General features: G+C 70.6%; 21 protein-coding genes, 1 tRNA gene and 1 pseudogene. 9 read left to right on the top strand and 14 right to left on the bottom strand.

Features of this window, described 5'->3' with window-relative positions; all coding sequences use genetic code 11:
* Positions 1-941, bottom strand: a 941-nt coding sequence (locus JAN01S_RS13050) for a LacI family DNA-binding transcriptional regulator (RefSeq protein WP_218000041.1), incomplete at its 3' end; no start/stop codon positions are given.
* 120 nt (positions 942-1,061) lie between these two features.
* On the opposite strand from JAN01S_RS13050, the gene JAN01S_RS13045 reads away from it, so the two are divergent.
* From JAN01S_RS13045 to JAN01S_RS13030, 4 genes are read left to right on the top strand one after another with little or no spacing between them, the layout of a single operon-like run.
* Positions 1,062-2,369 (top strand): extracellular solute-binding protein, encoded by a 1,308-nt coding sequence (locus tag JAN01S_RS13045; RefSeq protein WP_068318989.1) that lies wholly within the window; start codon positions 1,062-1,064, stop codon positions 2,367-2,369.
* Complete coding sequence (locus JAN01S_RS13040) at positions 2,366-3,373, top strand: carbohydrate ABC transporter permease (RefSeq protein WP_068318987.1); 1,008 nt, start codon at positions 2,366-2,368, stop codon at positions 3,371-3,373. The genes JAN01S_RS13045 and JAN01S_RS13040 overlap by 4 nt, the downstream gene beginning before the upstream one ends.
* Positions 3,370-4,221 (top strand): sugar ABC transporter permease, encoded by an 852-nt coding sequence (locus JAN01S_RS13035; RefSeq protein ID WP_244884844.1) that lies wholly within the window; start codon positions 3,370-3,372, stop codon positions 4,219-4,221. The genes JAN01S_RS13040 and JAN01S_RS13035 overlap by 4 nt, the downstream gene beginning before the upstream one ends.
* Positions 4,222-4,229: 8 nt before the next feature.
* A complete protein-coding gene (locus JAN01S_RS13030) occupies positions 4,230-5,324 on the top strand; it encodes an ABC transporter ATP-binding protein (protein WP_068318986.1) in 1,095 nt (364 codons plus the stop codon).
* Between the two features lie 31 nt (positions 5,325-5,355).
* On the opposite strand, the gene JAN01S_RS13025 is transcribed toward JAN01S_RS13030, so the two are convergent.
* Positions 5,356-6,054 (bottom strand): hypothetical protein, encoded by a 699-nt coding sequence (locus JAN01S_RS13025; protein WP_143445415.1) that lies wholly within the window; start codon positions 6,052-6,054, stop codon positions 5,356-5,358.
* Complete coding sequence (locus JAN01S_RS13020) at positions 6,051-6,629, bottom strand: RNA polymerase sigma factor (protein ID WP_169797232.1); 579 nt, start codon at positions 6,627-6,629, stop codon at positions 6,051-6,053. The genes JAN01S_RS13025 and JAN01S_RS13020 overlap by 4 nt, the downstream gene beginning before the upstream one ends.
* 131 nt (positions 6,630-6,760) lie before the next feature.
* Here JAN01S_RS13020 and JAN01S_RS13015 point away from each other — a divergent pair, with 131 nt between their 5' ends.
* Positions 6,761-7,726, top strand: a complete 966-nt coding sequence (locus tag JAN01S_RS13015; RefSeq protein WP_068318980.1) for an endonuclease/exonuclease/phosphatase family protein — start codon at positions 6,761-6,763, stop codon at positions 7,724-7,726.
* Here the strand turns inward: JAN01S_RS13015 and JAN01S_RS13010 are convergent, their stop codons facing one another.
* Both JAN01S_RS13010 and dcd read right to left on the bottom strand, forming a co-directional pair.
* Entirely contained in the window at positions 7,727-9,199 is a 1,473-nt protein-coding gene (locus tag JAN01S_RS13010; RefSeq protein WP_068318978.1) for an amidase, read from the bottom strand.
* A gap of 68 nt (positions 9,200-9,267) precedes the next feature.
* On the bottom strand, positions 9,268-9,843 hold the full coding sequence (gene dcd, locus JAN01S_RS13005; protein WP_068318976.1) for a dCTP deaminase: 576 nt from the start codon (positions 9,841-9,843) through the stop codon (positions 9,268-9,270).
* Positions 9,844-10,084: 241 nt separating this feature from the next.
* Between dcd and JAN01S_RS13000 the strand changes: the two genes are divergently transcribed.
* A complete protein-coding gene (locus JAN01S_RS13000) occupies positions 10,085-10,624 on the top strand; it encodes a hypothetical protein (protein ID WP_068318974.1) in 540 nt (179 codons plus the stop codon).
* Between the two features lie 51 nt (positions 10,625-10,675).
* Here JAN01S_RS13000 and JAN01S_RS17600 read toward each other — a convergent pair whose 3' ends face one another.
* The 3 genes and pseudogenes from JAN01S_RS17600 to JAN01S_RS12990 form a co-directional block, all read right to left on the bottom strand.
* Positions 10,676-11,041: an RNA polymerase sigma factor gene (locus JAN01S_RS17600; RefSeq protein WP_068318972.1), complete on the bottom strand. Its 366-nt coding sequence runs from the start codon at positions 11,039-11,041 to the stop codon at positions 10,676-10,678.
* A gap of 50 nt (positions 11,042-11,091) precedes the next feature.
* Positions 11,092-11,214 (bottom strand): annotated as a pseudogene (locus JAN01S_RS17775) (hypothetical protein); the annotation flags it as partial.
* 160 nt (positions 11,215-11,374) lie between these two features.
* Positions 11,375-11,445: transfer RNA gene (locus JAN01S_RS12990), tRNA-Gly, on the bottom strand.
* A 285-nt stretch (positions 11,446-11,730) separates the two neighbouring features.
* Here JAN01S_RS12990 and JAN01S_RS12985 point away from each other — a divergent pair.
* Complete coding sequence (locus tag JAN01S_RS12985; RefSeq protein ID WP_068318970.1) at positions 11,731-13,602, top strand: acyl-CoA dehydrogenase; 1,872 nt, start codon at positions 11,731-11,733, stop codon at positions 13,600-13,602.
* Between the two features lie 156 nt (positions 13,603-13,758).
* On the opposite strand, the gene JAN01S_RS12980 is transcribed toward JAN01S_RS12985, so the two are convergent.
* From JAN01S_RS12980 to JAN01S_RS12970, 3 genes are all read right to left on the bottom strand, one after another.
* A complete protein-coding gene (locus JAN01S_RS12980) occupies positions 13,759-13,962 on the bottom strand; it encodes a DUF6458 family protein (RefSeq protein WP_068318968.1) in 204 nt (67 codons plus the stop codon).
* Between the two features lie 19 nt (positions 13,963-13,981).
* Entirely contained in the window at positions 13,982-14,182 is a 201-nt protein-coding gene (locus JAN01S_RS12975) for a resistance to Congo red protein (RefSeq protein WP_068318966.1), read from the bottom strand.
* A gap of 95 nt (positions 14,183-14,277) precedes the next feature.
* On the bottom strand, positions 14,278-16,254 hold the full coding sequence (locus JAN01S_RS12970) for a bifunctional copper resistance protein CopD/cytochrome c oxidase assembly protein (RefSeq protein WP_084360241.1): 1,977 nt from the start codon (positions 16,252-16,254) through the stop codon (positions 14,278-14,280).
* Between the two features lie 77 nt (positions 16,255-16,331).
* On the opposite strand from JAN01S_RS12970, the gene JAN01S_RS12965 reads away from it, so the two are divergent.
* Together JAN01S_RS12965 and JAN01S_RS12960 are read left to right on the top strand one after the other, a co-directional pair.
* The gene (locus tag JAN01S_RS12965; protein ID WP_068318963.1) at positions 16,332-16,778 is read left to right on the top strand and encodes a MarR family winged helix-turn-helix transcriptional regulator; all 447 of its coding nucleotides are present in this window, start codon (positions 16,332-16,334) and stop codon (positions 16,776-16,778) included.
* 93 nt (positions 16,779-16,871) lie between these two features.
* The gene (locus JAN01S_RS12960) at positions 16,872-18,845 is read left to right on the top strand and encodes a serine hydrolase (RefSeq protein ID WP_068318961.1); all 1,974 of its coding nucleotides are present in this window, start codon (positions 16,872-16,874) and stop codon (positions 18,843-18,845) included.
* A gap of 56 nt (positions 18,846-18,901) precedes the next feature.
* Here JAN01S_RS12960 and JAN01S_RS12955 read toward each other — a convergent pair whose 3' ends face one another.
* From JAN01S_RS12955 to pdhA, 3 genes are read right to left on the bottom strand one after another with little or no spacing between them, the layout of a single operon-like run.
* On the bottom strand, positions 18,902-20,302 hold the full coding sequence (locus JAN01S_RS12955; protein WP_068318960.1) for a dihydrolipoamide acetyltransferase family protein: 1,401 nt from the start codon (positions 20,300-20,302) through the stop codon (positions 18,902-18,904).
* A gap of 13 nt (positions 20,303-20,315) precedes the next feature.
* Positions 20,316-21,305, bottom strand: coding sequence for an alpha-ketoacid dehydrogenase subunit beta (locus JAN01S_RS12950; protein ID WP_068318958.1), 990 nt, complete (start codon positions 21,303-21,305; stop codon positions 20,316-20,318).
* Positions 21,302-22,543, bottom strand: a complete 1,242-nt coding sequence (gene pdhA / locus JAN01S_RS12945; protein ID WP_174522297.1) for a pyruvate dehydrogenase (acetyl-transferring) E1 component subunit alpha — start codon at positions 22,541-22,543, stop codon at positions 21,302-21,304. The genes JAN01S_RS12950 and pdhA overlap by 4 nt, the downstream gene beginning before the upstream one ends.
* Positions 22,544-22,649: the final 106 nt, after the last annotated feature.

Raw genomic sequence — 22,649 nt, 5'->3', positions numbered from 1 at the left:
GGCTCGCCACCGATCGCGTCGGAGAGGGCGGCGACCGCCGCCGCGCCGAGCCCCTGGACCGGTTGCCGGACGGTCGTGAGCGGAGGGTCGAGGAAGCCGACCATCGTCGAGTCGTCGAAGCCGACGACCGAGACGTCCTCGGGGACCGAGAGGCCCATGTCGCGCACCTCGCGGATGGCGCCGATCGCCATGAGGTCGGAGGCGCACACGAGCCCGGTGGCGCCGCGCTCGACGAGGCTCCGGGCGGCGGCGGCGCCGCCCTCGACGGTGAAGAGTCCCTCGTCGACCCACTCGGAGGCCTCCTCCGCGGACAGTCCGAGGTGCCGCTGCAGAGCGCTGGTGAAGCCGGCGAGCTTGCGGATCGAGGGCACGAAGCGCCGCGGCCCCGTAGCGAGCCCGATGCGACGGTGCCCGAGCTGCGCGAGGTGCGCGACCGCGAGCGCCATCGCGTCCTCGTCGTCGGTCGAGAAGAAGGGGACGTCGATGTCGTCGACGAAGCCGTTGATGAAGGCGACGGGCATCCCGCGCGCGACGAGGCTGCGGTAGCGCTCGTGGTCGGCCGTCGTGTCCGCGTGCCGCCCCGAGACGAAGATGATGCCGGCGACGCCGTGGTCGAGGAGCGACTCGACGTACTCGTCCTCCGAGATGCCGCCGGGCGACTGGGTGCAGAGCACGGGCGTGTACCGGCGCCGGGCGAGGCCGTCTTCGATGACCTGGGCGAAGGCGGGGAAGACCGGGTTGTCGAGCTCCGGGACGACGAGCCCGACGAGGCCACCGCTCCTGCGACGCAGCTTGGCCGGCCGCTCGAAGCCGAGGATGTCGAGCGCGGTGAGCACCGACTGCCGCGACGACTCGCTCACCCCCGACTTGTCGTTGAGCACGCGACTGACGGTTGCCTCGCTGACGCCGGCCTGAGCGGCGATGTTCGACAGGGTGCCCATGGGTGCATCGAACATCTCTTTCACGACTTGCGCAAGGTCTTCCAAATCATGCAAAACATTGCTAGGTTCCGATACGCCCTTCACGGGTTCACCCTTCGCCACCTCTCCAAGGAGCACGCCATGCGTCGTTCGTTGCCCGGCATCACCGCTGCTGCCGGAGCTCTCGCCCTCGCCCTCACCGCCTGCGGTGGGAGCGGCACCAGCGGGAGCGACTCGTCGTCGAAGAGCCAGGCCGAGGTCGACCCGGCCACGCTCAAGGCCGAGCTGACGTGGTGGGACACCTCAGACCCCACCAACGAGGCGCCGGTCTTCAAGGACCTCATCAAGCGCTTCAACAAGAAGTACCCGAACGTCAAGATCAAGTACCAGTCCGTCCCCTTCGCCGACGCGCAGAACAAGTTCAAGACCGCGGCCGAGGCCGGGGAGGGCGCACCGGACGTCATGCGGGCCGAGGTCGCCTGGGTCCCGGAGTTCGCCGCCGCCGGCCACCTCTACGCCCTCGACGGCACCTCCCTGCTCGAGGACAAGGACTTCCTCGAGACGCCGCTGTCCTCGAACGTCTACAAGGGCAAGACCTACGGCGTCCCGCAGGTCACCGACACGCTCGGCCTCATGTACAACAAGAAGCTCTTCAAGGAGGCGGGCATCAACAAGCCCCCGACCACCTGGCAGGAGGTCGAGGAGGCCTCGAAGAAGCTCAAGGACAAGGCCGGTGTCGACGGCATCTACCTCAACAGCGCCGGGTACTTCGTGCTCCCCTTCATGTACGGCGAAGGGGGTGACCTCGTCGACGAGGAGAAGAAGCAGATCCTCGTGGGGTCGGACGAGAACAAGGCGGGCATCAAGACCGCCGTCGACCTCATCGACTCCGGCGCGGCGCCGAAGCCGGACGCCAACGACGCCTACGGGACGATGATGACCCTCTTCAAGGAGGGCAAGGTCGGGATGATCATGAACGGTCCGTGGGAGGTCGCGAACATCACCAAGGACCCGGGCTTCGGAGGCACGAAGAACCTCGGCATCGCCCCGGTCCCGGCTGGCTCGAAGGGGGCCGGCTCCCCCGTGGGCGGTCACAACTACGTCGTCTACTCGGGCCTGGACGAGAAGAAGGCCGACGCGGCCACCGCCTTCATCGAGTACATGAGCTCGCCGGAGTCGCAGGCCTACATCGCCGACGAGCTCGGCCTGCTGCCGACGAGCGAGAAGGCCTACGAGCTCGTCAAGGACAACGCGCAGGTGACGGCATGGGAGGAGCCGCTCAAGGTCTCCAAGCCCCGCCCGTGGATCCCCGAGGGCGGCCTCTTCTTCACGCCGCTCGACGCGATGGCGACGAAGACCCTCGTCCAGGGCGACGACGTCTCGAGCACGCTCGACGCGACGGCGAAGACGTACAAGTCCGACGTCGTCCCGGAGTACGAGCTGCCGTGACCTCGTCGATCACCGCGGAGCCCGACCTCGAGTCGGGCTCCGCCCCTCGGGGCCGGGTCCGTCAGCTCCTCGACAAGCACTGGTACGCGTGGGCGATGGTCCTGCCCACCGTCCTCGTTCTCGGGGTGCTCGTCATCGCCCCGCTGCTGCAGGGCATCTACCAGTCCTTCACGAACCTCAACGAGTCCAACAACCGCGACGTCGTCTGCACGAAGACGCTCGGCGGCGGCCAGGAGTGCGTCGACAACCCTGACCCAGCGCACTGGGTCGGTCTGGACAACTACGTCGAGCTCCTCACCGGCGGCCAGGGCAACTTCTGGATGCTCTTCGTCAACACCGTCGTGTGGACCGCCTCGTGCGTCGCCCTGCACTACCTCGTCGGACTCGGTCTCGCCGTCCTGCTCAACCGCAACTTCCGCGGGCGCTCGCTCTACCGCGTGCTGCTCATCGTCCCGTGGGCCGTGCCCGCCTTCGTCAGCGCCTTCGCGTGGAAGTTCCTCTTCAACCCGCGCTTCGGGATCATCAACTCCACGCTGAGCGGCGTCGGGCTCGACCCCGTGGACTGGTTCAACCACCGCTGGACCGCGATGTTCGCCGCCATCGTCACCAATGTCTGGCTCGGTGTCCCCTTCATGATGGTCGCCCTGCTCGGCGGGCTGCAGTCCATCCCCGCCGACCTCTACGAGGCGGCCGAGATGGACGGAGCCACGCCGTGGCAGCGCTTCCGCAACGTGACCCTGCCCGGCCTGCGACCCGTCAGCTCGACGGTCGTCCTGCTCGGCACCATCTGGACCTTCAACATGTTCCCGATCATCTTCTTCGTCACCGGTGGAGAGCCCGCCGGCGAGACCGAGATCCTCGTGACCGGGGCCTTCCGCGCGGCCTTCGAGGGCCTGCGCAACTACTCGCTCGCGGCGACCTATGGCGTGCTCATCCTCTCGATGCTCATCGTCTACGCCGGCATCTACCGCCGCATCCTCAGCAAGAAGGGAGAGGTCTGGTGAGTCGTCGTCCCCGCGGTCGCGGGCAGCGGAGCGTCGGTGCATCGATCGCGCTGCACGCCACCCTCATCACCGCCACCGTCATCGCGCTCTTCCCCGTCGTCTGGGTCTTCCTGTCCTCGCTCAAGCCGAGGACCGCCATCCAGTCGAGCCGGATCACCCTCTTCGACCAGCCGAGCCTCGACAACTACCGCCGCGTGCTCCTCGAGACGAGCTTCCCGACGTGGTTCCTCAACTCGATCGTCGTGGCCGGGCTGACGATGGTCTTCGGCATGGCGATGTCCGCCACCGCCGGGTACGCGTTGAGCCGCTTCAACTTCCCCGGCAAGCGCGGGCTCATGTGGCTCTTCCTCGTGACGCAGATGTTCCCCGTCGCGATTCTCATCGTGCCGATCTACACGATCATGGCCAACCTCGGGCTCATCGACACCAAGCTGTCGCTCGTCATCGCCTACTGCTCGGTCGCCGTCCCCTTCTGCACCTGGATGCTTCGGGGGTACTTCGACACGATCCCCCGCGACCTCGACGAGGCAGCGGCTCTCGACGGCCTGGGCCCCTTCGCGACCTTCTGGCACGTCGTCCTGCCGCTCGCCAGGCCGGGGCTGGCCGTGACCGCCTTCTACACCTTCCTCACCGCGTGGGGCGAGGTGGCCTACGCCATCGCCTTCACGCTGAGCGACTCGAAGCTGACCCTCGCTGCGGGGCTCCAGCAGTTCGTGCCGCAGTACAACCCGCAGTGGGACCTGCTCACCGCTGGAGCGGTGCTCATCATGGTCCCCGCGTCGCTCGTCTTCTACTTCGCCCAGAAACACCTTGTCGCCGGCCTCACCGCTGGTGGGACCAAGGGATAGGAGCCCCAATGTCCACCCCCGTCCTCTTCGACTCCGCCAGCCGGGTCTACCCCGGCTCGACCACGCCCGCCGTCGACGCTCTCCACCTCGACATCGACCCCGGTGAGTTCCTCGTCCTCGTCGGCCCCTCCGGGTGCGGCAAGTCCACGAGCCTGCGCATGCTCGCCGGGCTCGAGGACGTGACCTCCGGCTCGATCCACGTCGGTGGTCGGGACGTGACGCACCTGCCGCCGAAGGACCGCGACATCGCCATGGTCTTCCAGAGCTATGCGCTCTACCCGCACCTCACCGTCGGGGAGAACATGGGCTTCGCCCTGAAGATCGCTCGCGTGTCGAAGTCCGAGATCCGCTCGCGCGTCGCCGAGGCCGCAAAGGTGCTCGACCTCGAGCCCCTGCTCGACCGCAAGCCGGCCGCCCTCTCCGGCGGTCAGCGCCAGCGCGTCGCGATGGGCCGGGCGATCGTCCGCGAGCCGCAGGTCTTCCTCATGGACGAGCCGCTGTCGAACCTCGACGCCAAGCTTCGCGTCCAGACCCGCACGCAGATCGCGGCGCTCCAGCAGCGCCTCGGCGTCACGACCGTCTACGTCACGCACGACCAGGTCGAGGCGATGACGATGGGCGACCGCGTCGCGGTGCTCAAGGACGGCGTCCTGCAGCAGGCGGCCTCGCCGCTCGAGCTCTACGACCGTCCGACCAATGCCTTCGTCGCCGGCTTCATCGGGTCCCCGGCGATGAACCTCGGGACCTTCCGCGTCACCGACGGCGCGGCGGTCGTGGGAGGCGCCAGGGTCCCGCTGTCCCGCGCGACCATCGCGGCCCTCACCGAGGACGAGGTCGTGCTCGGCTTCCGCCCCGAGGCCGTCGAGGTGGTGAGCCAGGGCACCGAGGGCGCGCTGGCCATCGAGGTGCTCGTCGCCGAGGAGCTGGGCTCCGAGGCCTTCCTCTACGGCAACCTCGTGGGCGGCGAGCTCCACGCGCCGCACCTCGTCGCCAAGGTCCCGCCGCGCAGCGTCCCGGAGAAGGGCAGCCTGGTCCACCTGCGGATCCAGCAGGACCGGCTGCACCTCTTCTCCGCGAGCACGGGCGAGGCGCTGCCCTCCTGACCCGATCGAGCGGCCCGGACCGGCTCGGAGGTCAGCGCGGGGCGGGACAGCGTCGGTCGAAGTCGTCCTTCAGCAGCTGCGGCTGGAAGTCCGGGTTGTCCTTGGACCAGAAGTAGACCTCGATGGTGGAGGAGTCCCGCTCCATGACCTCCGAGACCTTCATCGTCGTGTCGGCCGCGGCCCGCGCCTGGGTCCACCGCTCCCGCTTGCCGGACGCGGAGTCGGTCTCCGGGAGCGTGTAGACGACCTTGAGGTCGGTCGTCGCGAGCTTGCGGGCGACCTCGCCGAGCGGCTCGTCGTGCAGGGCCATGCAGTGCAGCGGCTGCCCCTCGGCGAAGAGCCCCTCGGGCGCGGGGACCACCGGCGTGGCCTTGGACGTCGACCGGGTTGTCGTCGACGTGGACGTCGAGGCAGGCGCGGCCGGCACCGTCGCGGGCCCGCTGGGCCCGCCGTCGGACGCGGCCCACAGGGCGACCCCGACGAGGGAGGCCGCGACCCCGGCCGCCGCCAGTCCGGCGATCAGCCGCAGGGGTCGCCCCGTCCTGCCGCGGCCGGATCCGGTCGCGGACCCCAGCGGTCGGTCGGCACCGTCCAGCGCGGCGAGCCGCTCGCGGGCCGCGGCCACCTGCGTGTCGTCGACGCCGGTCAGGTCGGCGCGGTGGCCCTGCACCGCCACGAGGTCGTGGTCGTCGTGGTTGATCTCGTCGTGCTCGAGCACATCCCTGCTCATGGGTGACCCCCCTCGGTGTCGTGGTCGGTGCCGTCGTGGTCGGTGAGCGCCGCGCGGACCCGGGCGCGTGCCCGGTGCAGCCGTGAGCGCACGGTGCCGATGGGCAGGTTGAGCGCCTCCGCCACCTCCGCGTAGCTCATCTGGGCGTGGGCGACGAGCAGCAGCACGTCACGCTCGTCGTCGCGCAGGTCGGCCAGCGCGCCGGCGAGGGCCCGCCCACGGGCCTGCGCATCGACCCGGGCGTCGATGTCGCCGAGGCCGGTGTACCCCTCGACGAGCGGGTCCGCACCGAGTCGCGCGTGGGCCCGGTAGCCGCGAACCTCGCTGCGCCGGTGCTTGGCGAGGAGGTTGGTCGCGATGCCGAAGAGCCAGGCGCGATGACCTCCCTTCGTCGGGTCGAAGCGGTCGCTGTGCTCCAGCGCGCGGACGAAGGTCTCGCTCGCGAGGTCCTCGGCCGTGTGGGCGTCCACCCGTCGCGCGAGGTACCCGTGGACGTCCCGGTAGCGCTGGTCGAAGACGTCGAGCAGCGTGACCGGGCGCGAGGTCGCCCCCTGCGCGGCCTCATGCCCGGTCATCACTGCTCCCTTCGTCGCCCATGTCGCCATGGTGCTCTCCGTCGCGCTCACACCTGTTCTTCCCCGCACGTCGCGGATCGGTTCCCGCCCCCGCTCGACGGGCCGCGACCGGCTGGCACACTGGGCTCGCGATGACGGAGCACCGGGCGGGGAGACGCTGGAGGACACTGCTGGCGTGGGCCGGCTTCGGCGTCCTCGTCCTGTGCGTGCTCGCCGTCGCCGCCATGTACCTGCGCGGTGGCCGCACGAGCATCGGGGTCGTCATCGCCGCCGCCCTGCCCGTCGTCGTCGGGGTCGCCCTGGTGGCCGCGCTCGTGTCGTGGCGCCACCTGCGCTGGTGGCGGCTCGCCCTCGTCGCCGCCCTGCTGCTCAGCCAGGCACCGCTGCTCGACCACGTCGTCGCCGACCCGCGGCCCGCGGCCGAGGACGGGCCGACGATCACGGTCGCGACGCTCAACACGGCGTGGGCGGGCCCAACCGACGCGGAGCTCGTCGACCTCGCCGACGGCGCCGACGTGCTCGCCCTGCAGGAGTGGGACCCCGGACGCACCGATGGCCTGGGTCGCGCCCTCGGCCCGCAGTGGCGGCTCGCCGCCAGCGACCACGACGACTACATCGGGACCGACGTCGACGTCTGGGTGCGCAGCCCGTGGACGGTCGCCTCGTCCACCCCGCTCGCCGGTCGGCAGCCCGGAAGTGCACTGCGGCTGCGCCGGGGTGGCACGGAAGTCACCGTCGTCGGCACGCGCCTGCAGAACCCCGCCTTCCTCGCGGCCGACCGCTGGGGCGAGGGGCTGGACTCCCTTCGTCTGGCGGCCGAAGGGAGTGACGGTCCGGTCATCGTCCTCGGCGACCTCAACGCACCGCCCAGCGCGGTCGCCTACCGGCGGTGGGTGAAGCGAACAGGCTTGCGGGACTGCACCGCTCAGCTCGGGTCCGGGTTCCCCGGCACGTGGGGGCGGACGCGCGGAGCCGCCTACGGGCCGGTGCCGATCGACCACGTGACGACCCGCGGGGCCGCGTGCACCGCGCTCGAGGTCACCCGCGAGCGCGGCAGCGACCACCGCGCGCTGACCGCGACGGTCGCGCTGCCCTGATCAGCCGAGCCGGGCGAAGGGGGCCGCCGCCTCCAGCTCGAAGGCGAGCTCGAGGAGCAGCCGCTCCTGCCCCCTTCGCGCGGAGAGCATGACGCCGATCGGGCGACCGTCGTCGGTGCGACCGAGCGGGAGCGAGATCGACGGCTGGCCGTCGGCGTTGTGCACCGGGGTGAATCCGACGTAGTCGAGCAGGCGCGCGAGGTGCGTGTCGAAGTCGAGGTCACCGGAGAGGTAGCCGATGCGCGGGGTCGTGTGCACGAGCGTCGGGGTGAGCACGACGTCGGCCTCGGCGGGGAAGAGCCGCTCCGAGGCGACGCCGGAGAGGCCGAGGCGGGCGAGGTAGAGCGGCGCGCGGTGGAGGCGGCGCTTGGCCCGGGCCGCCAGGCCCAGGGTGAACTTGTCGAGCCGGGCGGCGTCGAAGCCGTCGCCGTAGAGCTTGCTGCCCTGCGCCGAGGAGGCGAGGGCGAGCAGCGACCAGTAGTCCTGGAAGTCGGTCTTGAAGAACTCCGGGACGGGCACCGTCGTGTCGGGGTCGACGTCGTGGCCGAGGCCGTCGAGGAGCCGGCCGACGGCTTCGACGGCGTCGCGGGTCTGCGGGTCGGTCGCGGGCGCCAGCGGCGAGTCGACCATCATGCCGACGCGCAGGCGACGGGCGCCGGGTCCCTCGACGAGGCCGACCGGGGGCAGCTTGCGCGAGGGCTGGTAGCGCTCGGCCGAGGCGAGAAATGCCGCGGTGTCGCGGACGGTGCGGGTGAGCACTCCGTTGACGACGATCCCGACGGGCAGCTGGTCGGTGGTCGGGTCGCCGAGGAAGCGGCCGCGGCTCGTCTTCAGCCCGACGAGGCCGCAGGCGGCTGCGGGGATGCGGATCGACCCGCCGCCGTCGTTGCCGTGGGCGATGGGCAACGCGCCCGACGCGACGAGGGCGGCGGAGCCCCCGGAGGACCCGCCCGAGGAGTAGCCGGTCGCCCACGGGTTGCGGGTGACGCGGCCGCCGGGGCGCTCGGTCGTCGCGGTCCAGCCGAAGGGCGGGCAGGTCGTCGTCGCGACCGGGATGACCCCGGAGGAGAGGAACTGGCGGACGAAGGCCCCGTCCGCCGTCCCCGGCGCGGCCGGCAGCGCGTCCGACCCCTGGGTCATCGGCATCCCCGCGACGCTCACGTTGTCCTTGATCGCCGACGGCACACCGGCGAAGGGGGCGTCCGTCCCCTTCGGCAGGTGGGCGGCACGGCGGCGCGCCCGGTCGACGTCGTCGACGGTCGTCGCGCCGAGGGCCGGGTCGACGGCCGCGACACGGGCGATCGCGGCCTCGACCGCTTCGCTCGCGCTGATCCGCCCCGCCCGGATCTCCTCGGCCACCCCGGTGGCGTCGAGGTCACCGAGCGCGTCGTCGGCGAAGGCGGAGACGCGCGTCGACTCGTGGTCCTCACGGACCTCGTCGTAGGGCGCGGGGCGGGACGTGTCGGTGCTCATCCCCCGATGTTACTCGTGGGTCACTCCAGGGTGCGAGGCCGCCCGCGGCCGAGCCTCGAGACCCCCGATCACACGTCCGTGCGGTGGAAGTTCGCGAAGGACCTGCTCGCCGTCGGCCCCCGCTGACCCTGGTAGTGCGACCCGTAGGTCGCCGACCCGTAGGGGTGCTCGGCAGGCGAGGAGAGGCGGAAGAAGCACAGCTGTCCGACCTTCATGCCCGGCCAGAGGCGGATCGGCAGGGTGGCGACATTGCTCAGCTCGAGCGTGACGTGACCCGAGAAGCCCGGGTCGACGAAGCCTGCCGTCGCGTGGGTCAGCAGCCCGAGGCGACCGAGCGAGGACTTGCCCTCGACGCGGGCGGCGAGGTCGTCGGGCAGGGTGACCGTCTCGAGGGTGGAGCCGAGGACGAACTCACCCGGGTGCAGCACGAAGCCCTCATTGGGGTCGACGTCGATCAGCCGCGTCAGGTCGGGCTGGTCGGCCGCAGGGTCGATGACGGGGTACTTGTGGTTGTCGAAGAGCCGGAAGTACTTGTCCAGACGCACATCGACGCTGCTCGGCTGGACCATCGTCGGGTCCCACGGGTCGAGCACGACCCGCCCACTGTCGATCTCTGCGCGGATGTCCCTGTCGGAGAGCAGCATGGCCCGACCCTAGAGCCTCGCGCCCCTGCCACGCGCCATGGGACGCGAGGCCGTCCACGGACGAGCCTCGAAGGGAGGACCTGCCCGACCTTTCGCCGACCGTTCGTCGCATGAATCCAAAAATCTGGTCAATTTCCGCCCCGCTACCTTCCAGTAACAGTAAGTGACCCAGCAGCAACAACGCACAGGGGGAGCTGTGCCTTGGCCTCCCGCCACGTCGACTACTAGAGGAACTCTGACCATGACCGGTCCTGCACCCACCCGCCGCACGCTCGTGAAGGGTGCGGCATGGTCCGTCCCCGCGATCTCGGTCGCCGCGGCGGCTCCTGCGCTTCCGGCCTCGCCCACGACCCCCGCCCATGACCTGTCGACCTCGGTCCCCGGCGGCGGCAACCGCGTTGCCGCGACCCAGCTCGACCTCGCGGCGACGAACTTCATCAACACGGGTTCCGAGACGGTCGAGGGGATCACCGTGGTCTTCGAGGCCGACAGCGGTCAGACGATCGAGGACATCCAGGTCTTCGGTCAGCCCATCGAAAACCTCGCGGTCGGCGCGACCATCTCCGGCGAGGGCACCGGTACGGTCACCCTCACGCTCGCCCCGGGCACCGGCCTCGGCCAGGTCACCATCCCGGCAGATGGCTCCTACCAGGCCCCCGCCGGCCAGACACTCATCCTCGGCACCGGGGACGCGTTCAACCTGACGGTCACCGTCAGCGCCACGAATGCCGTGGCTGGCGACGTCCCCTTCACGACGACCCAGGCGGTTCCCGCCGTCTGACCGATCAATCCCCCGAAGGGCCCGCGCCACGGCGCGGGCCCTTCGTCATCCTCACGGCGCGGTGCTGACGTCCACCGGCTCGGTCGGGACGGTGGCGAAGGTCAGAGACCGCAGCGCCGACCCCGGCCCATCACCCCGCTCCGCCGTGGGCAGGTCGAGAGCGTCGGCGATCTCGGCATAGGTCAGCTCGGCGTGCGCGACGAGCAGGAGCACGTCGCGGTCACCGGCCGACAGGTCAGCGAGCGCGCCGACCAGAGCCGCGCGTCGCGACCGGGAGTCGACGCGTGCGATCGCGCGCTCGGTCTCGTGACCGGCGTCCGTGAGTGGGTCGATCCCGGTGCGGGCGTACGCCCGGTAGGCGCGCTCCTCGTCGCGGTGGTGGCGGGACAGGAGATTCGACGCGATCCGAAGATCCATCCCCGCAACACGCCCCGACGTGGGTCGAAGGTGTCACCCTTCGCCGCGACCTGGACGAAGGTCTCGCTCGCGAGATCCTCCGCCACCGCGACCGGGACCCGACGCGTCAGGTAGCGGTAGACGTCTGCGTAGTGGCGGTCGAAGACCTCCTCGAGCGGTTCTCCGCCCACCATGCGCCCCGGACGTGGCAACACCTTCACCTTCGCCATGCGCCTGCCCCCTGCTCGGTCAACGTCCTCACATGTGTACTTGCCCGCAGGGCCGGTGGGGGTTCACGGCACGACGAAGGGGGTGGCGCCGCAGATCTGCGGCGCCACCCCCTTCGAGGTCGAGAGCCGGTGACGGGAATCGAACCCGCGTGTCCAGCTTGGGAAGCTGGCGCTCTACCATTGAGCTACACCGGCGCGCGAGGCGCAGCGGCCATGCTAACCCACGTTGGGGCTTCGGCCGCACCAGGGTCTCGAGGCTCGCTCGCTGCGCGAACTCACACCTCGACCAACGAGGCGACACCTCGACCACCGGACGAACTGACCCCTCGGCCAGCGTGTGGGGTTCCTCACCTCCCCCTTCGCTTGCCCGAGCAAGCACTACGGGTGAAGATGATCCTGATGGACGGTAAGCGCTCGCTTACTGTCGTGTTCCCAGCGTCGGGCGAGGCCCGGCGCGCAAGACGACCAGGAGACGCCTGCATGGGTCACTACAAGAGCAACCTGCGCGACATCGAGTTCAACCTCTTCGAGGTCTTCGGTCGCGACGAGGTCCTGGGCCAGGGCCCCTACGAGGCGGTCGACGCCGACACCGCGCGCGAGATGCTCAAGGAGTACGCGCGCCTCGCGGAGAACGAGCTGGCCGAGTCCTTTGCCGACGCCGACCGCAACCCCCCGGTCTTCGACCCCGAGACCTCGTCCGTGGCGATGCCCGAGTCCTTCAAGAAGTCGTACAAGGCCTTCCAGGACGCTGGCTTCTGGTCGCTCGACCTGCCCGAGGAGCTCGACGGCACCGTCGCTCCCCCGTCGCTGCGCTGGGCGATGAACGAGCTCGTCCTCGGCGCCAACCCGGCGATCGGCATGTTCGGCGCGAGCTACTCCTTCGCCAAGCTGCTCTACCTGCTCGGCACCGACGAGCAGAAGAAGCTCGCGAAGTGGATTGCCGAGAAGGGCTGGCACTGCACCATGGTGCTCACCGAGCCCGACGCCGGCTCGGACGTCGGCGCCGGGCGGACCAAGGCCACCGACAACGGCGACGGCACGTGGAACATCGAGGGCGTCAAGCGCTTCATCACCTCGGCCGAGTCGGACATGACCGACAACGTCGTCCACTTCGTCCTCGCCCGCCCCGAGGGCGCCGGCCCGGGCACCAAGGGCCTGAGCCTCTTCATCCTCACCAAGTACGCCGTCGACCTCGAGACCGGCGAGTTGGGCGAGCGCAACGGCGTCTACGTCACCAACGTCGAGAAGAAGATGGGCCTGAAGGTCTCGACGACCTGCGAGGTGACCTTCGGCGAGAAGCACGCCGCCGTCGGCACCCTCTTCGGCGACGTCCACGACGGCATCGCCCAGATGTTCCGCGTCATCGAGAACGCCCGGATGATGGTCGGCACCAAGGCCATCGCCACCCTCTCCACCGGCTACCTCAACGCGCTCGAGTACGCCAAGGAGCGCGTCCAGGGCGCCGACCTGACGACGCCCGCCAAGGACGCCCCGCGCGTGACCATCACGCACCACCCGGACGTGCGGCGCAGCCTCATGCTGCAGAAGGCCTACGCCGAGGGCCTGCGCGCCCTGGTGACGCTGACCTCCAGCCAGCAGGACACCGTCGACGTCGAGCAGCTCGCGACGGGCGTCGAGGAGATCGCCGACGACTCCCCCGCCGCGATGGCCAACCGGGTCAACGACCTGCTGCTGCCGATCGTCAAGGGCCTGGGCTCCGAGCGGGCCTGGACCCTCCTCGGCACCGAGTCGCTGCAAACCTTCGGTGGCTCCGGCTTCCTGCAGGAGTACCCGATCGAGCAGTACGTCCGCGACGCGAAGATCGACACCCTCTACGAGGGCACCACCGCGATCCAGGGCCAGGACTTCTTCTTCCGCAAGATCGTGCGTGACAACGGTCAGGCGCTGGGTCACCTCGCGATGCAGATCCAGGAGTTCGCCCAGGACGTCGACGCGCAGGGTGGTGCGCTCAAGCACGAGCGCGAGCTGCTCGGCCAGGGCCTGGAAAACGTCCAGGGCATCCTCGGCGCGATGTTCCAGGCGCTCATGGCCTCCGACCCCAAGCAGGAGGGGGCGGACATCACCAACATCTACAAGGTCGGCCAGAACACCACCCGCCTGCTGCTGGCCGCCGGTGACCTCGTGGTCGGCTGGCTCCTGCTGCGCCAGGCCGCCGTTGCCACCAAGGCCCTCGAGGCCGGCGCGGAGGGCAAGGACAAGGACTTCTACACGGGCAAGATCGCCGCGGCGAGCTTCTTCGCCAAGACCGTCCTGCCGCTCCTCGCGGGCGAGCGCGCCATCGCCGAGGCGATGGACAACAGCCTCATGGACGTGCCCGAGTCGGCCTTCTGACCGACCTCGCACACAGCGAAGGCGCCGCACTGAGGCGTGAGGCCGTCCGCGGCCGAACCACGAAGGCGCCGCCCTGAGGTGTGAGGCCGTCCGCGGCCGAACCTCGAAGGGGGATCCCGCCACGTCGGCGGGATCCCCCTTCGTCGTGCTCGGGACTCAGTAGCGCCGGTCGTCGCGCACGATCGTCTCGCGACGACGACGGTCGAGGACCAGGCTGAGGATGATCGCCACGATGCCCAGGCCGATCGCGATCCAGCCGACGGCCCCGAGGTCGAGGCCGGCGATCGACATGTCGCCGTTGTAGGCGAAGACGATGATCAGTCCGACGAGCAGCAGCAGGATGCCGGCTCCGATGTACATGGTCGCTCCATTCCCCGGCTCAGAGCCGGCTGTCGGTCTGGGTGGGGTCGACGCGGTCGGCGGGCAGGTGCCGGCCGCGGGGATCCTTGGGGTCGCGCTGCACCGCGTGGGTGGACCGGATGCCGCGGGAGCGGCGGGGCCGGTCGATGATGAAGAAGCCCGCGAGCATGAGCAGGCTGAAGACGACGATGAAGATCCAGAACAGCGCTTCGCCATCCATGTCGGCCCCCTTTCACGGGACGGGTACCCCTTCACGGCAGGGATACTCCCGAGTATGCCGCACCGACCGCCGCCGGGCGGGAGGCGGCGAGGGCGTCAGTCCTGGCGGCCCAGGCCGGCCAGGTGCCGGTTGTAGGCCTCGAGCTCGGCGTCGCCGTCGCGGTCGGCGACCCGGTCGCGGCGTCGGGTCTCCCGGTCGTCGCTGCGCATCCACTGCCACGCGACCGCCATGGCGAGCACGAGGGTGGGCGCCTCGCCGACGCCCCACGCGATGGCGCCACCGGTGCGCTGGTCGGCGAGCGGGTCGTCCATCCACGCCAGGTCGAGCCGGCCGAAGTAGTTCTCCGCCAGCAGCTCGGAGGACTGGGTGAGGATCACGCCGAAGAAGGCGTGGAAGCTGATCGTCGCGAGCAGCACGACGAAGAGGGCGAGCGGCGACCAACGCCTGGGGCCGGGATCGATGCCGATGAGCACCCAGACGAAGAGGTACCCCGACGTCAGGAAGTGGGCCATCATCAGCACGTGCCCGGTGTGGGTGCGCATCGCCAGCTCGAAGAGCGGGCTGTAGTAGAAGATCGCCAGGCTGAAGAAGAACAGCGAGGCCGCGACCGCCGGGTTGGCCAGCACCCGCAGGTAGCTCGAGTGGACCGTCGCGAGGATGAGCTCGCGGGGCCCGAGCGTCTTGTCCTTGCGCGCCGGCAGGGCCCGCAGGGCGAGCGTGATCGGCGCGCCCGGCACCATGAGCAGCGGCGCGATCATCGCCACCCCCATGTGCTCGACCATGTGCCAGCTGAAGAGCACCTTGCCGTAGACCCCCGGGCCGGCCGAGGTGAAGTAGAAGAAGACCAACCAGCCGAGCACCCAGCTGATCGTGCGCAGGACGGGCCAGTGGTCACCGCGGGCGCGCAGGCGCAGCGCCCACCGCACGTAGACGAAGACCGCGATGGCCGACACGGCGAGCCACAGCCAGTCGACCTGCCACGAGGTGATCCAGGCCGTCGAGCTCGGCGGGCCCGGGTCCGGGTAGCCGGACAGGTCGTAGACGATCGCGTTCTCCGGGGCCGTGAGCGCGCTCTCGGGGGTCGGGGTGCGGCCGACGGCCACGCCCATGCCCATCGCGAGGGCCATGACGACGACCTCGCCGAGCGCCAACCGGACGAAGGGGGCGGCGCCCGCCGCACCCCCTTCGATCGCCGCGATGGTGCGGGAGCGGTGCCACCACCCCATGACGCCGAGGAGCACGGCCGCGACGGCCTTGAGGATGAGCAGCACGCCGTAGCGCGAGTCCAGTCCGCCGATCCCGCCGATGTTGATCCACGAGGCGAGCAGACCCGACCCGACGAGCAGGACGAAGCACCACGCCGCGATCGTCGAGTAGCGCCGCGTCGTCACCGCCAGGTGCGTGCCGAGCGAAGGGCGGATCACCAGCAGCGCCACGAGCCCACCGATCCACACCGTCGCCGAGACGAGGTGGAAGGCGAGCGCGTTGACCCCGCTCATGTGGTCCAGGCTGGCGGCGGAGTGGCCCGACAGGGCCAGCGGCAGCAGTGCGAGGATGGAGGCTGCGGCGCCCCAGGCCAGTGCTCCCTTCGTCCGCGCGAGCGGGACCGTGATGGCGATGACCGCGACGATCATCGACGAGATGACCGCCGTGCGCGTGTTGTCGAGCTGCCAGACGAAGGCCGTCAGCTGCGACAGGTACGCCGGGTCCGTGAGGGGGAGGCCGGCCAGCGAGGCGAAGTCGGTGAGCATCCGACCGACCCCGGCGAGGAACCACACGATCGCGGCGCCGCCGGCGAGCCGGGCGAGCTGCTCCCTTCGTGCCGTGCGGGTGGTCTCGGGGACGAGGAAGGCGCCGACGACGAGGGCGCCCACGGTCACGGCCGCGGACGCGTCGTGCAGGACCCGCAGCACCGGCAGTGACCACCGGACGAAGGCCCCCGGGTCGCCCAGGTCGAGGGGCGCGGCGCCGCCGCCGAAGGCGGTCGCGGCCACCACGGCCACGACCGAGACCAGCGTGAGCACGCCGAGCGGGGTGGGAGTGGTGCGACCGATGCTCGACGGGGTGGACATGCCCTCTAATCTAGGCAACCAGCCCCGTGATGACGGCATCGGCCGTCGCGGACCACCGCCCACCCGAGGAAGCGCCCGTGCCCACCTCAGCCAACGAGCTCAGCACCAGCGTCATCCGCATGCTGCGCATGCTGCACGCCACCCGCGCCCGCGCGCCGCGCGTCCACCCGGCCGTCGAGGCCAGCCACCACTCCGTGCTCGTCGCCGTCCGCGACCAGCCGAGCCGGGTCGGGGACATCGCCGAGCGCAACCTCTCGGACGCCTCGACGGTCAGCCGTCAGGTCTCCCACCTCACCTCCCTCGGGCTGCTCGCCAAGGTGCCCGACCCCGACGACGGCCGCGCCCAGCTCGTCGCGCTCACCGACGAAGGGGTGGCCCTCCTCGACGAGCTCGTCGAGCGCCGCGAGGCATGGTTCGCCGACATGCTCGCCGACTGGAGCGATGACGACCTCACGACCTTCGTGGGGTACGTCAACCGCTTCTGCGACGCCGTCGCCGCCGACGAGCGCCACCGCCACCGCTGATCGCCGCGGATATGGTTCAGGCGCAACCGGGCGACCGCCCCGGACGTCTGCGAAGATGACCGCGTCACTCGCCACGCCCAGGGGGAACCTGTCATGTCCCACCGTCGCGCCGTCCTCACGGCACTGACACTGACCACCGCTGCGGCGATCGCCGCGAGCCCCGCCATCGCCGCACCGTCCCCACCTGCCGTCACCGAGATCGACGTCATCTGCGACGCCATCGGCGCCGACACGGTGACGATCACCGGCGACCTCGCCTCCGGCGGCACGGCCACGATCGAGCGCGGCCCGCTCAAGGTCGTCGGCCAGCCGGGCTTCACCGGCAAGGACTCCGCCGGCCGGTCCGTCGCCGTCCGCCCGACGGGCCAGGGGTCCGTCTGCACGGCCCAGACCCCGACGAGCGGCGACGAGCTCGCCGACCTCATCCCCTCGGCCCGCGCCAACAGCACCACCTCGACGGGTGAGGTCGACGGCCGGCTGACCTTCACCGTCGAGGTCCAGGACACGCCCACCCCGCTGAGCCAGCAGCGCTCGGCCCAGGCCCAGACGAGCGCCGCGGCCAGCTTCCCCTTCGAGTCCGAGCTGCGCAGTTACCTCAACTCCCGCCCGGGAGCGGTGGGCGTCGCCGTCCGCCTGCCCGGCACGGGCCGCTCGTTCACCTACACCAAGGTCTCCTCGCGCAATGTCACGGCGAGCATCGTCAAGGTGCACATCATGGCCGCGGTGATGATGAAGGCCCAGGACGAGGGCCGCTCCCTGACCAGCTGGGAGAAGTCGCAGATGTCGCCGATGATCCGCTACAGCGACAACAACTCCGCGACCGCGCTCTTCAACCACATCGGCGGCCGCAGCGGCCTCGACCGCGCCGCGGCACGCCTCGGGATGAACGCGACCCACGCCGACCCCTACAACCACTGGGGCCTGACGAGCACGACCGCCGCTGACCAGGCGGAGCTCATGGAGCACTTCGCCCGGCCGTCCGACGCGCTGAACCAGACCAACCGCTACTACGCGCTGAACCTCATGCGCGGCATCAGCAGCAGCCAGGACTGGGGCGTCACGTCCGGCCCGCCCTCGGGCAGCGTCGCGCTGAAGAACGGCTGGCTGCCGCGCACCGACGGCTGGCACGTCAACAGCATCGGTTGGGCCAACGTCAGCACCGCCGACTACACCATCGGCGTGCTCACCCATCACAACCCGGGCAACATGAGCACCGAGATCGCCACCATCGAGGGCGTCTCCCGGATCATCTACCGCAACCGCGCACAGCTGCGGCCGCAGGAGCCGCCGAAGGAGCGGGCCAAGCGTGGTGACGTCGACGGCGACGGCAACGCCGACCTGATCGGCGTCTCGGCCACCGGCCGCGTCTACCTCATGCCCGGCAACGGCAGGGGGGACTTCGGCAGCAAGCGGGTCATCCGCACCGGGCTGGCCGACGCCCGCTGGATCGGGCACGCTGGCGACGTCAACCGCGACGGTCGCTCCGACGTCCTCGTGCGGCGACGCGACGGGCGCCTGCAGCTGATGCTCGCCTCGTCCGGCGGCAACCTCGGCAGCGCCAAGACCCTGGTGAGCGGATGGGGTGGGTCGGTCACGTCGATCACCTCCGGCGGCGACGTCAACGGCAACGACCAGCTCGATGTGCTCATCCGCCTGCCCAACGGAGAGGTGCGCCGGTACGAGCTCTCGGACTCGGGCAACCTGACCCGGATCGGGTCCATGGGTCGACCCGCGGTCTGGTATCAGGAGATCATGCTCGTCCACGACTTCAGCGGCGACGGCCTCGACGACCTGCGCGGCATCGCCGGCGGTGGCCGGATGCGCACGTGGACGTCATCGCACGGGACCTCGTGGCACCAGGCCAGCGCGACCAGCCTGGGCTGGAACCAGTACCGGACCGTGACCGTTCCGGGCGACATCAACAGCACCGTCGAAGGCCAGGACGACATCGTCGGGGTGCTGCCCTCCGGTGAGGGTCGTTCGTTCTTCGGCTACGCCGGCGGTGGGCACACGACGTACCACCGCACCATCTCCGAGTACCTCGGCAACCTCGAGCTCATCGGCTGACCACGACGATCGAAGGGCGGTACCACGTCGGGTACCGCCCTTCGGCTTCGTCCGGCTCAGGCCCAGAGGAACGCGGTGCCCGGGTCGTGCAGCAGCGCGCCGACGTCGGCGAGCAACTTGGATCCGAGCTCGCCATCGACCAGCCGGTGGTCGAAGGAGAGCGCGAGCTGGGTGACCCAGCGCGGCTCGATCGACTCGCTGCCGTCGGCCGCAGTGACGACCCACGGCATGCGGCGGACCGCGCCGAAGGCGAGGATCGTGGCCTCACCGGGGTTGAGGATCGGTGTGCCGGTGTCGACCCCGAAGACGCCGACATTGGTGATCGTCGCGGTACCCCCGGCGAGGTCGGCCGGCTGGGTGCGGCCCTCGCGGGCGGTCGCCACGAGCGACCCCAGGGCCTCGGCGAGGTCGTGGAGCGAGAGCCGGTCGGCGCCCTTGATGTTGGGCACGAGCAGGCCACGTGGGGTGGCCGCGGCGATGCCGAGGTTGACGTCACCGTGCAGCACGATCTCCTGCGCGGCCCCGTCCCAGCTGGCGTTGGCCTCGTGGTTGCGGCGCAGCGCCAGGCAGAAGGCCTTGGCGACGAGCAGCAGCGGCGTGACCTTGACGTCGTTGAAGGCGCGATCGGCCTTGAGCCGGTCGACCATCTCCATCGTCGCGGTGACGTCGACGGTGATGAACTCCGTGACGTGCGGGGCGGTGAAGGCCGAGGCCACCATCGCCTCGGCGGTCGCCTTGCGCACCCCCTTGATCGGGATGCGCGTGTCCTGGCCCGGGACGAAGGGAGCCGCGGCCGACGCAGCCGGCGTCGCCTGAGGTGCGGGCGCAGCGCTGGGCGACGTGCCAGATCCGGAGGCCGCCGCCTCGACGTCCGCGCGGGTGACGATCCCCCCGTCGCCGGTGGGCGTGACCGACTGGAGGTCGACGCCGAGGTCCTTGGCGAGCTTGCGCACCGGAGGCTTGGCCAGCGCTCGGGTGCGCTCCGGGGACAGCGGCTCGACAGGAGCGGCCGGGGCCGGTGCCGCCGGGGCGGCTGCTGGGGTCGGTGCCGCCGGGGCGGCTGCAGGCGCAGGAGCGGCTCCACCCTTGCGGGCACGTCGGCGGGTGCTGCCCGCCTTGGCGCCGTAGCCGACGAGGTTGGGTCCGCTGGCCTCCTCGGTCTCAGCTCCCTTCGAGGCTCCTTCGTCGCTCCTCAGGGAGCGTTCTGGTTCGGAGCCGGCGACCTCGACGGCGATGATCGGGGCGCCGACGTCGACGGTCTCGCCCTCGGCGGCGAGCAGCTCGACGACCTTCCCCGCGAAGGGGATCGGCAGCTCGACGAGCGACTTGGCGGTCTCGACCTCGATGACGATGTCGTTGACGGCGACGGTGTCGCCGACCTTGACCTTCCAGGTCGTGATCTCGGCCTCGGTCAGGCCCTCACCGGGGTCGGGCAGGTTGAAGTTCTTGACGGCCACGGGTGCCTCCTGGTCAGTGCGCGAGCGAGCGGTCGACGGCGTCGAGGACGCGGTCGAGGGTCGGGAGGAACTCCTCCTCGAAGCGGCTGGGCGGGTACGGGATGTTGTACCCACCGACCCGCAGCACCGGGGCCTCGAGGTGGTAGAAGCACTCCTCCTGCACGCGGGCGGCGATCTCGGCGCCGAGCCCGACGAAGGTCTGCGCCTCGTGGACGATGACCGCGCGACCGGTCTTCTTCACCGACGCGGTGATCGTCGGCAGGTCGAGCGGGCTGAGCGAGCGCAGGTCGATGACCTCGAGGTTGCGGCCCTCCTCCTCGGCGGCCGCGGCCGCCTGCAGGCAGGTCTTGACCATCGGGCCGTAGCAGAGCAGCGTCGCGTCGGTGCCCTCGCGGACCACCCGGGCGTCGTACAGACCGAGGTCCGGGGCGCCCCCTTCGTCGATCTCGGTCTCGCCGCGCTCGTGGTACCGGCGCTTGGGCTCGAAGAAGATCACCGGGTCGTCGGTCTCGATCGCCTGCTGGATCATCCAGTAGGCGTCGGCCGCGTTGGAGCAGCTGACGACCCGCAGGCCCGCGGTGTGCGCGAAGTACGCCTCGTTGGACTCGCTGTGGTGCTCGACCGCGCCGATGCCGCCACCACACGGGATGCGGATGACCATCGGCACCTTGAGGTGGCCGAGGGAGCGGGCGTGCATCTTGGCGACCTGGCTGACGATCTGGTCGAAGGCCGGGTAGACGAAGCCGTCGAACTGGATCTCGACGACCGGGCGGTACCCGCGCAGCGCGAGCCCGACGGCGGTGCCGACGATGCCCGACTCCGCGAGCGGGGTGTCGAGGACACGGTGCTCACCGAAGTCCTTCTGCAGGCCCTCGGTGATGCGGAAGACGCCGCCGAGCTTGCCGACGTCCTCGCCCATGAGGACGACCTTGGGGTCCTTGTCCATGGCCTTGCGCAGGCCGGCGTTCAGACCCTTGGCGAGGGTGAGGCGCGCGCCGCTCATGCCCGGCCCCCTTCCTCGGCGAAGCCGGCGTGGTAGGCGAGGAACTCCTCGCGCTCAGCCTCCACCACGGGGTGGGGCTCGGTGTACTGGTGGTCGAACATCGTCGGCAGCTCCGGGTCGGGCATCCCCTGGCAGGCCGTGCGGATGCGGGCGGCGATCTCGTCGGCCTCCGCGTCGACTGCCGCGAAGAAGTCCGGGTCGGCGTGACCGCGCTCCTCCATGAAGCCGCGCATCCGCTTGATCGGGTCCTTGTGCTTCCAGATCTCGACCTCGGCGTCGCTGCGGTACTTCGTCGGGTCGTCGGAGGTCGTGTGCGCGCCCATCCGGTAGGTGTAGGCCTCGATGAGCGTCGGGCCCTGGCCGTTGCGCGCCTTGTCGAGCGCGTCCTTGGCCACGGCGTAGGTCGCGAGCGGGTCGTTGCCGTCGACGAGCACGCCGGGGAAGCCGAAGCCGCGGGCTCGCTGGTACGGCGGGATGATGAACTGCTTGTCGTTGGGCTCGGAGATCGCCCACTGGTTGTTCTGCACGAAGAAGACGACCGGCGCGTTGGTCACGGCCGCGAAGACGAGCGCCTCGTTGAAGTCGCCCTGGCTCGTGCCGCCGTCACCGGTGAAGGCCATGACGGCCGCGTCGCGCTCCGGGTCGCCGGTGCCCACGTCGCCGTCGGCCGCGATGCCCATGGCGTAGCCGACCGCGTGGAGCATCTGGTTGCCGATGACGATCGTGTAGAGGTGGAAGTTGTTCTCGTTGGAGTCCCAGCCGCCGTGGTTGACCCCGCGGAACATGCCGAACAGGCTCACCGGGTCCACTCCGCGGCACCACGCGACGCCGTGCTCGCGGTAGCCGGGGAAGGCGTAGTCGTGGTCGCGCAGGGCGCGGCCGGCGCCGACCTGCGCGGCCTCCTGGCCGAAGAGGCTCGGCCACAGGCCGAGCTCACCCTGGCGCTGCAGCGCGAAGCCCTCGGCGTCGATGCGGCGCACGAGGACGAGGTCGCGGTAGATGATCCGCGCGTCCTCGCTCGTCATGTCCTCGACGATCTGCGCGAAGGGGGCATTGGTCTCGTTGGTCTGCAGGCGGTTGCCGTCCGCGTCGACGAACTGGACCATCTCCGGGTTGTCGTCGGAGAAGTGCCCGGTCACCTGGGACGGGGGCTTGGGCCCCAGCTCCGGCGAGGGCTCGAAGGCCCCCGCCACATGTCCACGGGTCCCGGCCTGGCCGGCGACGTCGCTGTCGCTCACTGCTGCTCCCTTCGGCCTTGGCCCGGGGGTCTCCCGGCCGCGGCCACGTGGGCGTCGTCGACGCCCCGATCGGCTGCGGCGGGCTTGTGACCCGAGCCACAGATCA

This window comes from Janibacter anophelis NBRC 107843 (assembly GCF_001570945.1).
Lineage (GTDB): Bacteria > Actinomycetota > Actinomycetes > Actinomycetales > Dermatophilaceae > Janibacter > Janibacter anophelis.
This window is presented reverse-complemented; position numbering and strand designations above follow the sequence as displayed.

Bases quoted from the DNA above. Each gene is read 5' to 3' on its own strand.
- JAN01S_RS13020 (WP_169797232.1), bottom strand. From the start codon at position 6,629: ATGACCGGGCATGAGGCCGCGCAGGGGGCGACCTCGCGCCCGGTCACG.
- dcd (WP_068318976.1), bottom strand. From the start codon at position 9,843: ATGCTGCTCTCCGACAGGGACATCCGCGCAGAGATCGACAGTGGGCGG.
- JAN01S_RS12975 (WP_068318966.1), bottom strand. From the start codon at position 14,182: ATGGATGGCGAAGCGCTGTTCTGGATCTTCATCGTCGTCTTCAGCCTG.
- JAN01S_RS13010 (WP_068318978.1), bottom strand. From the start codon at position 9,199: ATGAGCACCGACACGTCCCGCCCCGCGCCCTACGACGAGGTCCGTGAG.
- JAN01S_RS13045 (WP_068318989.1), top strand. From the start codon at position 1,062: ATGCGTCGTTCGTTGCCCGGCATCACCGCTGCTGCCGGAGCTCTCGCC.
- JAN01S_RS13025 (WP_143445415.1), bottom strand. From the start codon at position 6,054: ATGAGCAGGGATGTGCTCGAGCACGACGAGATCAACCACGACGACCAC.
- JAN01S_RS12985 (WP_068318970.1), top strand. From the start codon at position 11,731: ATGGGTCACTACAAGAGCAACCTGCGCGACATCGAGTTCAACCTCTTC.
- JAN01S_RS12970 (WP_084360241.1), bottom strand. From the start codon at position 16,254: ATGTCCACCCCGTCGAGCATCGGTCGCACCACTCCCACCCCGCTCGGC.
- JAN01S_RS17600 (WP_068318972.1), bottom strand. From the start codon at position 11,041: ATGGATCTTCGGATCGCGTCGAATCTCCTGTCCCGCCACCACCGCGAC.
- JAN01S_RS12950 (WP_068318958.1), bottom strand. From the start codon at position 21,305: ATGAGCGGCGCGCGCCTCACCCTCGCCAAGGGTCTGAACGCCGGCCTG.
- JAN01S_RS13015 (WP_068318980.1), top strand. From the start codon at position 6,761: ATGACGGAGCACCGGGCGGGGAGACGCTGGAGGACACTGCTGGCGTGG.
- JAN01S_RS13000 (WP_068318974.1), top strand. From the start codon at position 10,085: ATGACCGGTCCTGCACCCACCCGCCGCACGCTCGTGAAGGGTGCGGCA.
- JAN01S_RS12960 (WP_068318961.1), top strand. From the start codon at position 16,872: ATGTCCCACCGTCGCGCCGTCCTCACGGCACTGACACTGACCACCGCT.
- JAN01S_RS13030 (WP_068318986.1), top strand. From the start codon at position 4,230: ATGTCCACCCCCGTCCTCTTCGACTCCGCCAGCCGGGTCTACCCCGGC.
- JAN01S_RS12980 (WP_068318968.1), bottom strand. From the start codon at position 13,962: ATGTACATCGGAGCCGGCATCCTGCTGCTGCTCGTCGGACTGATCATC.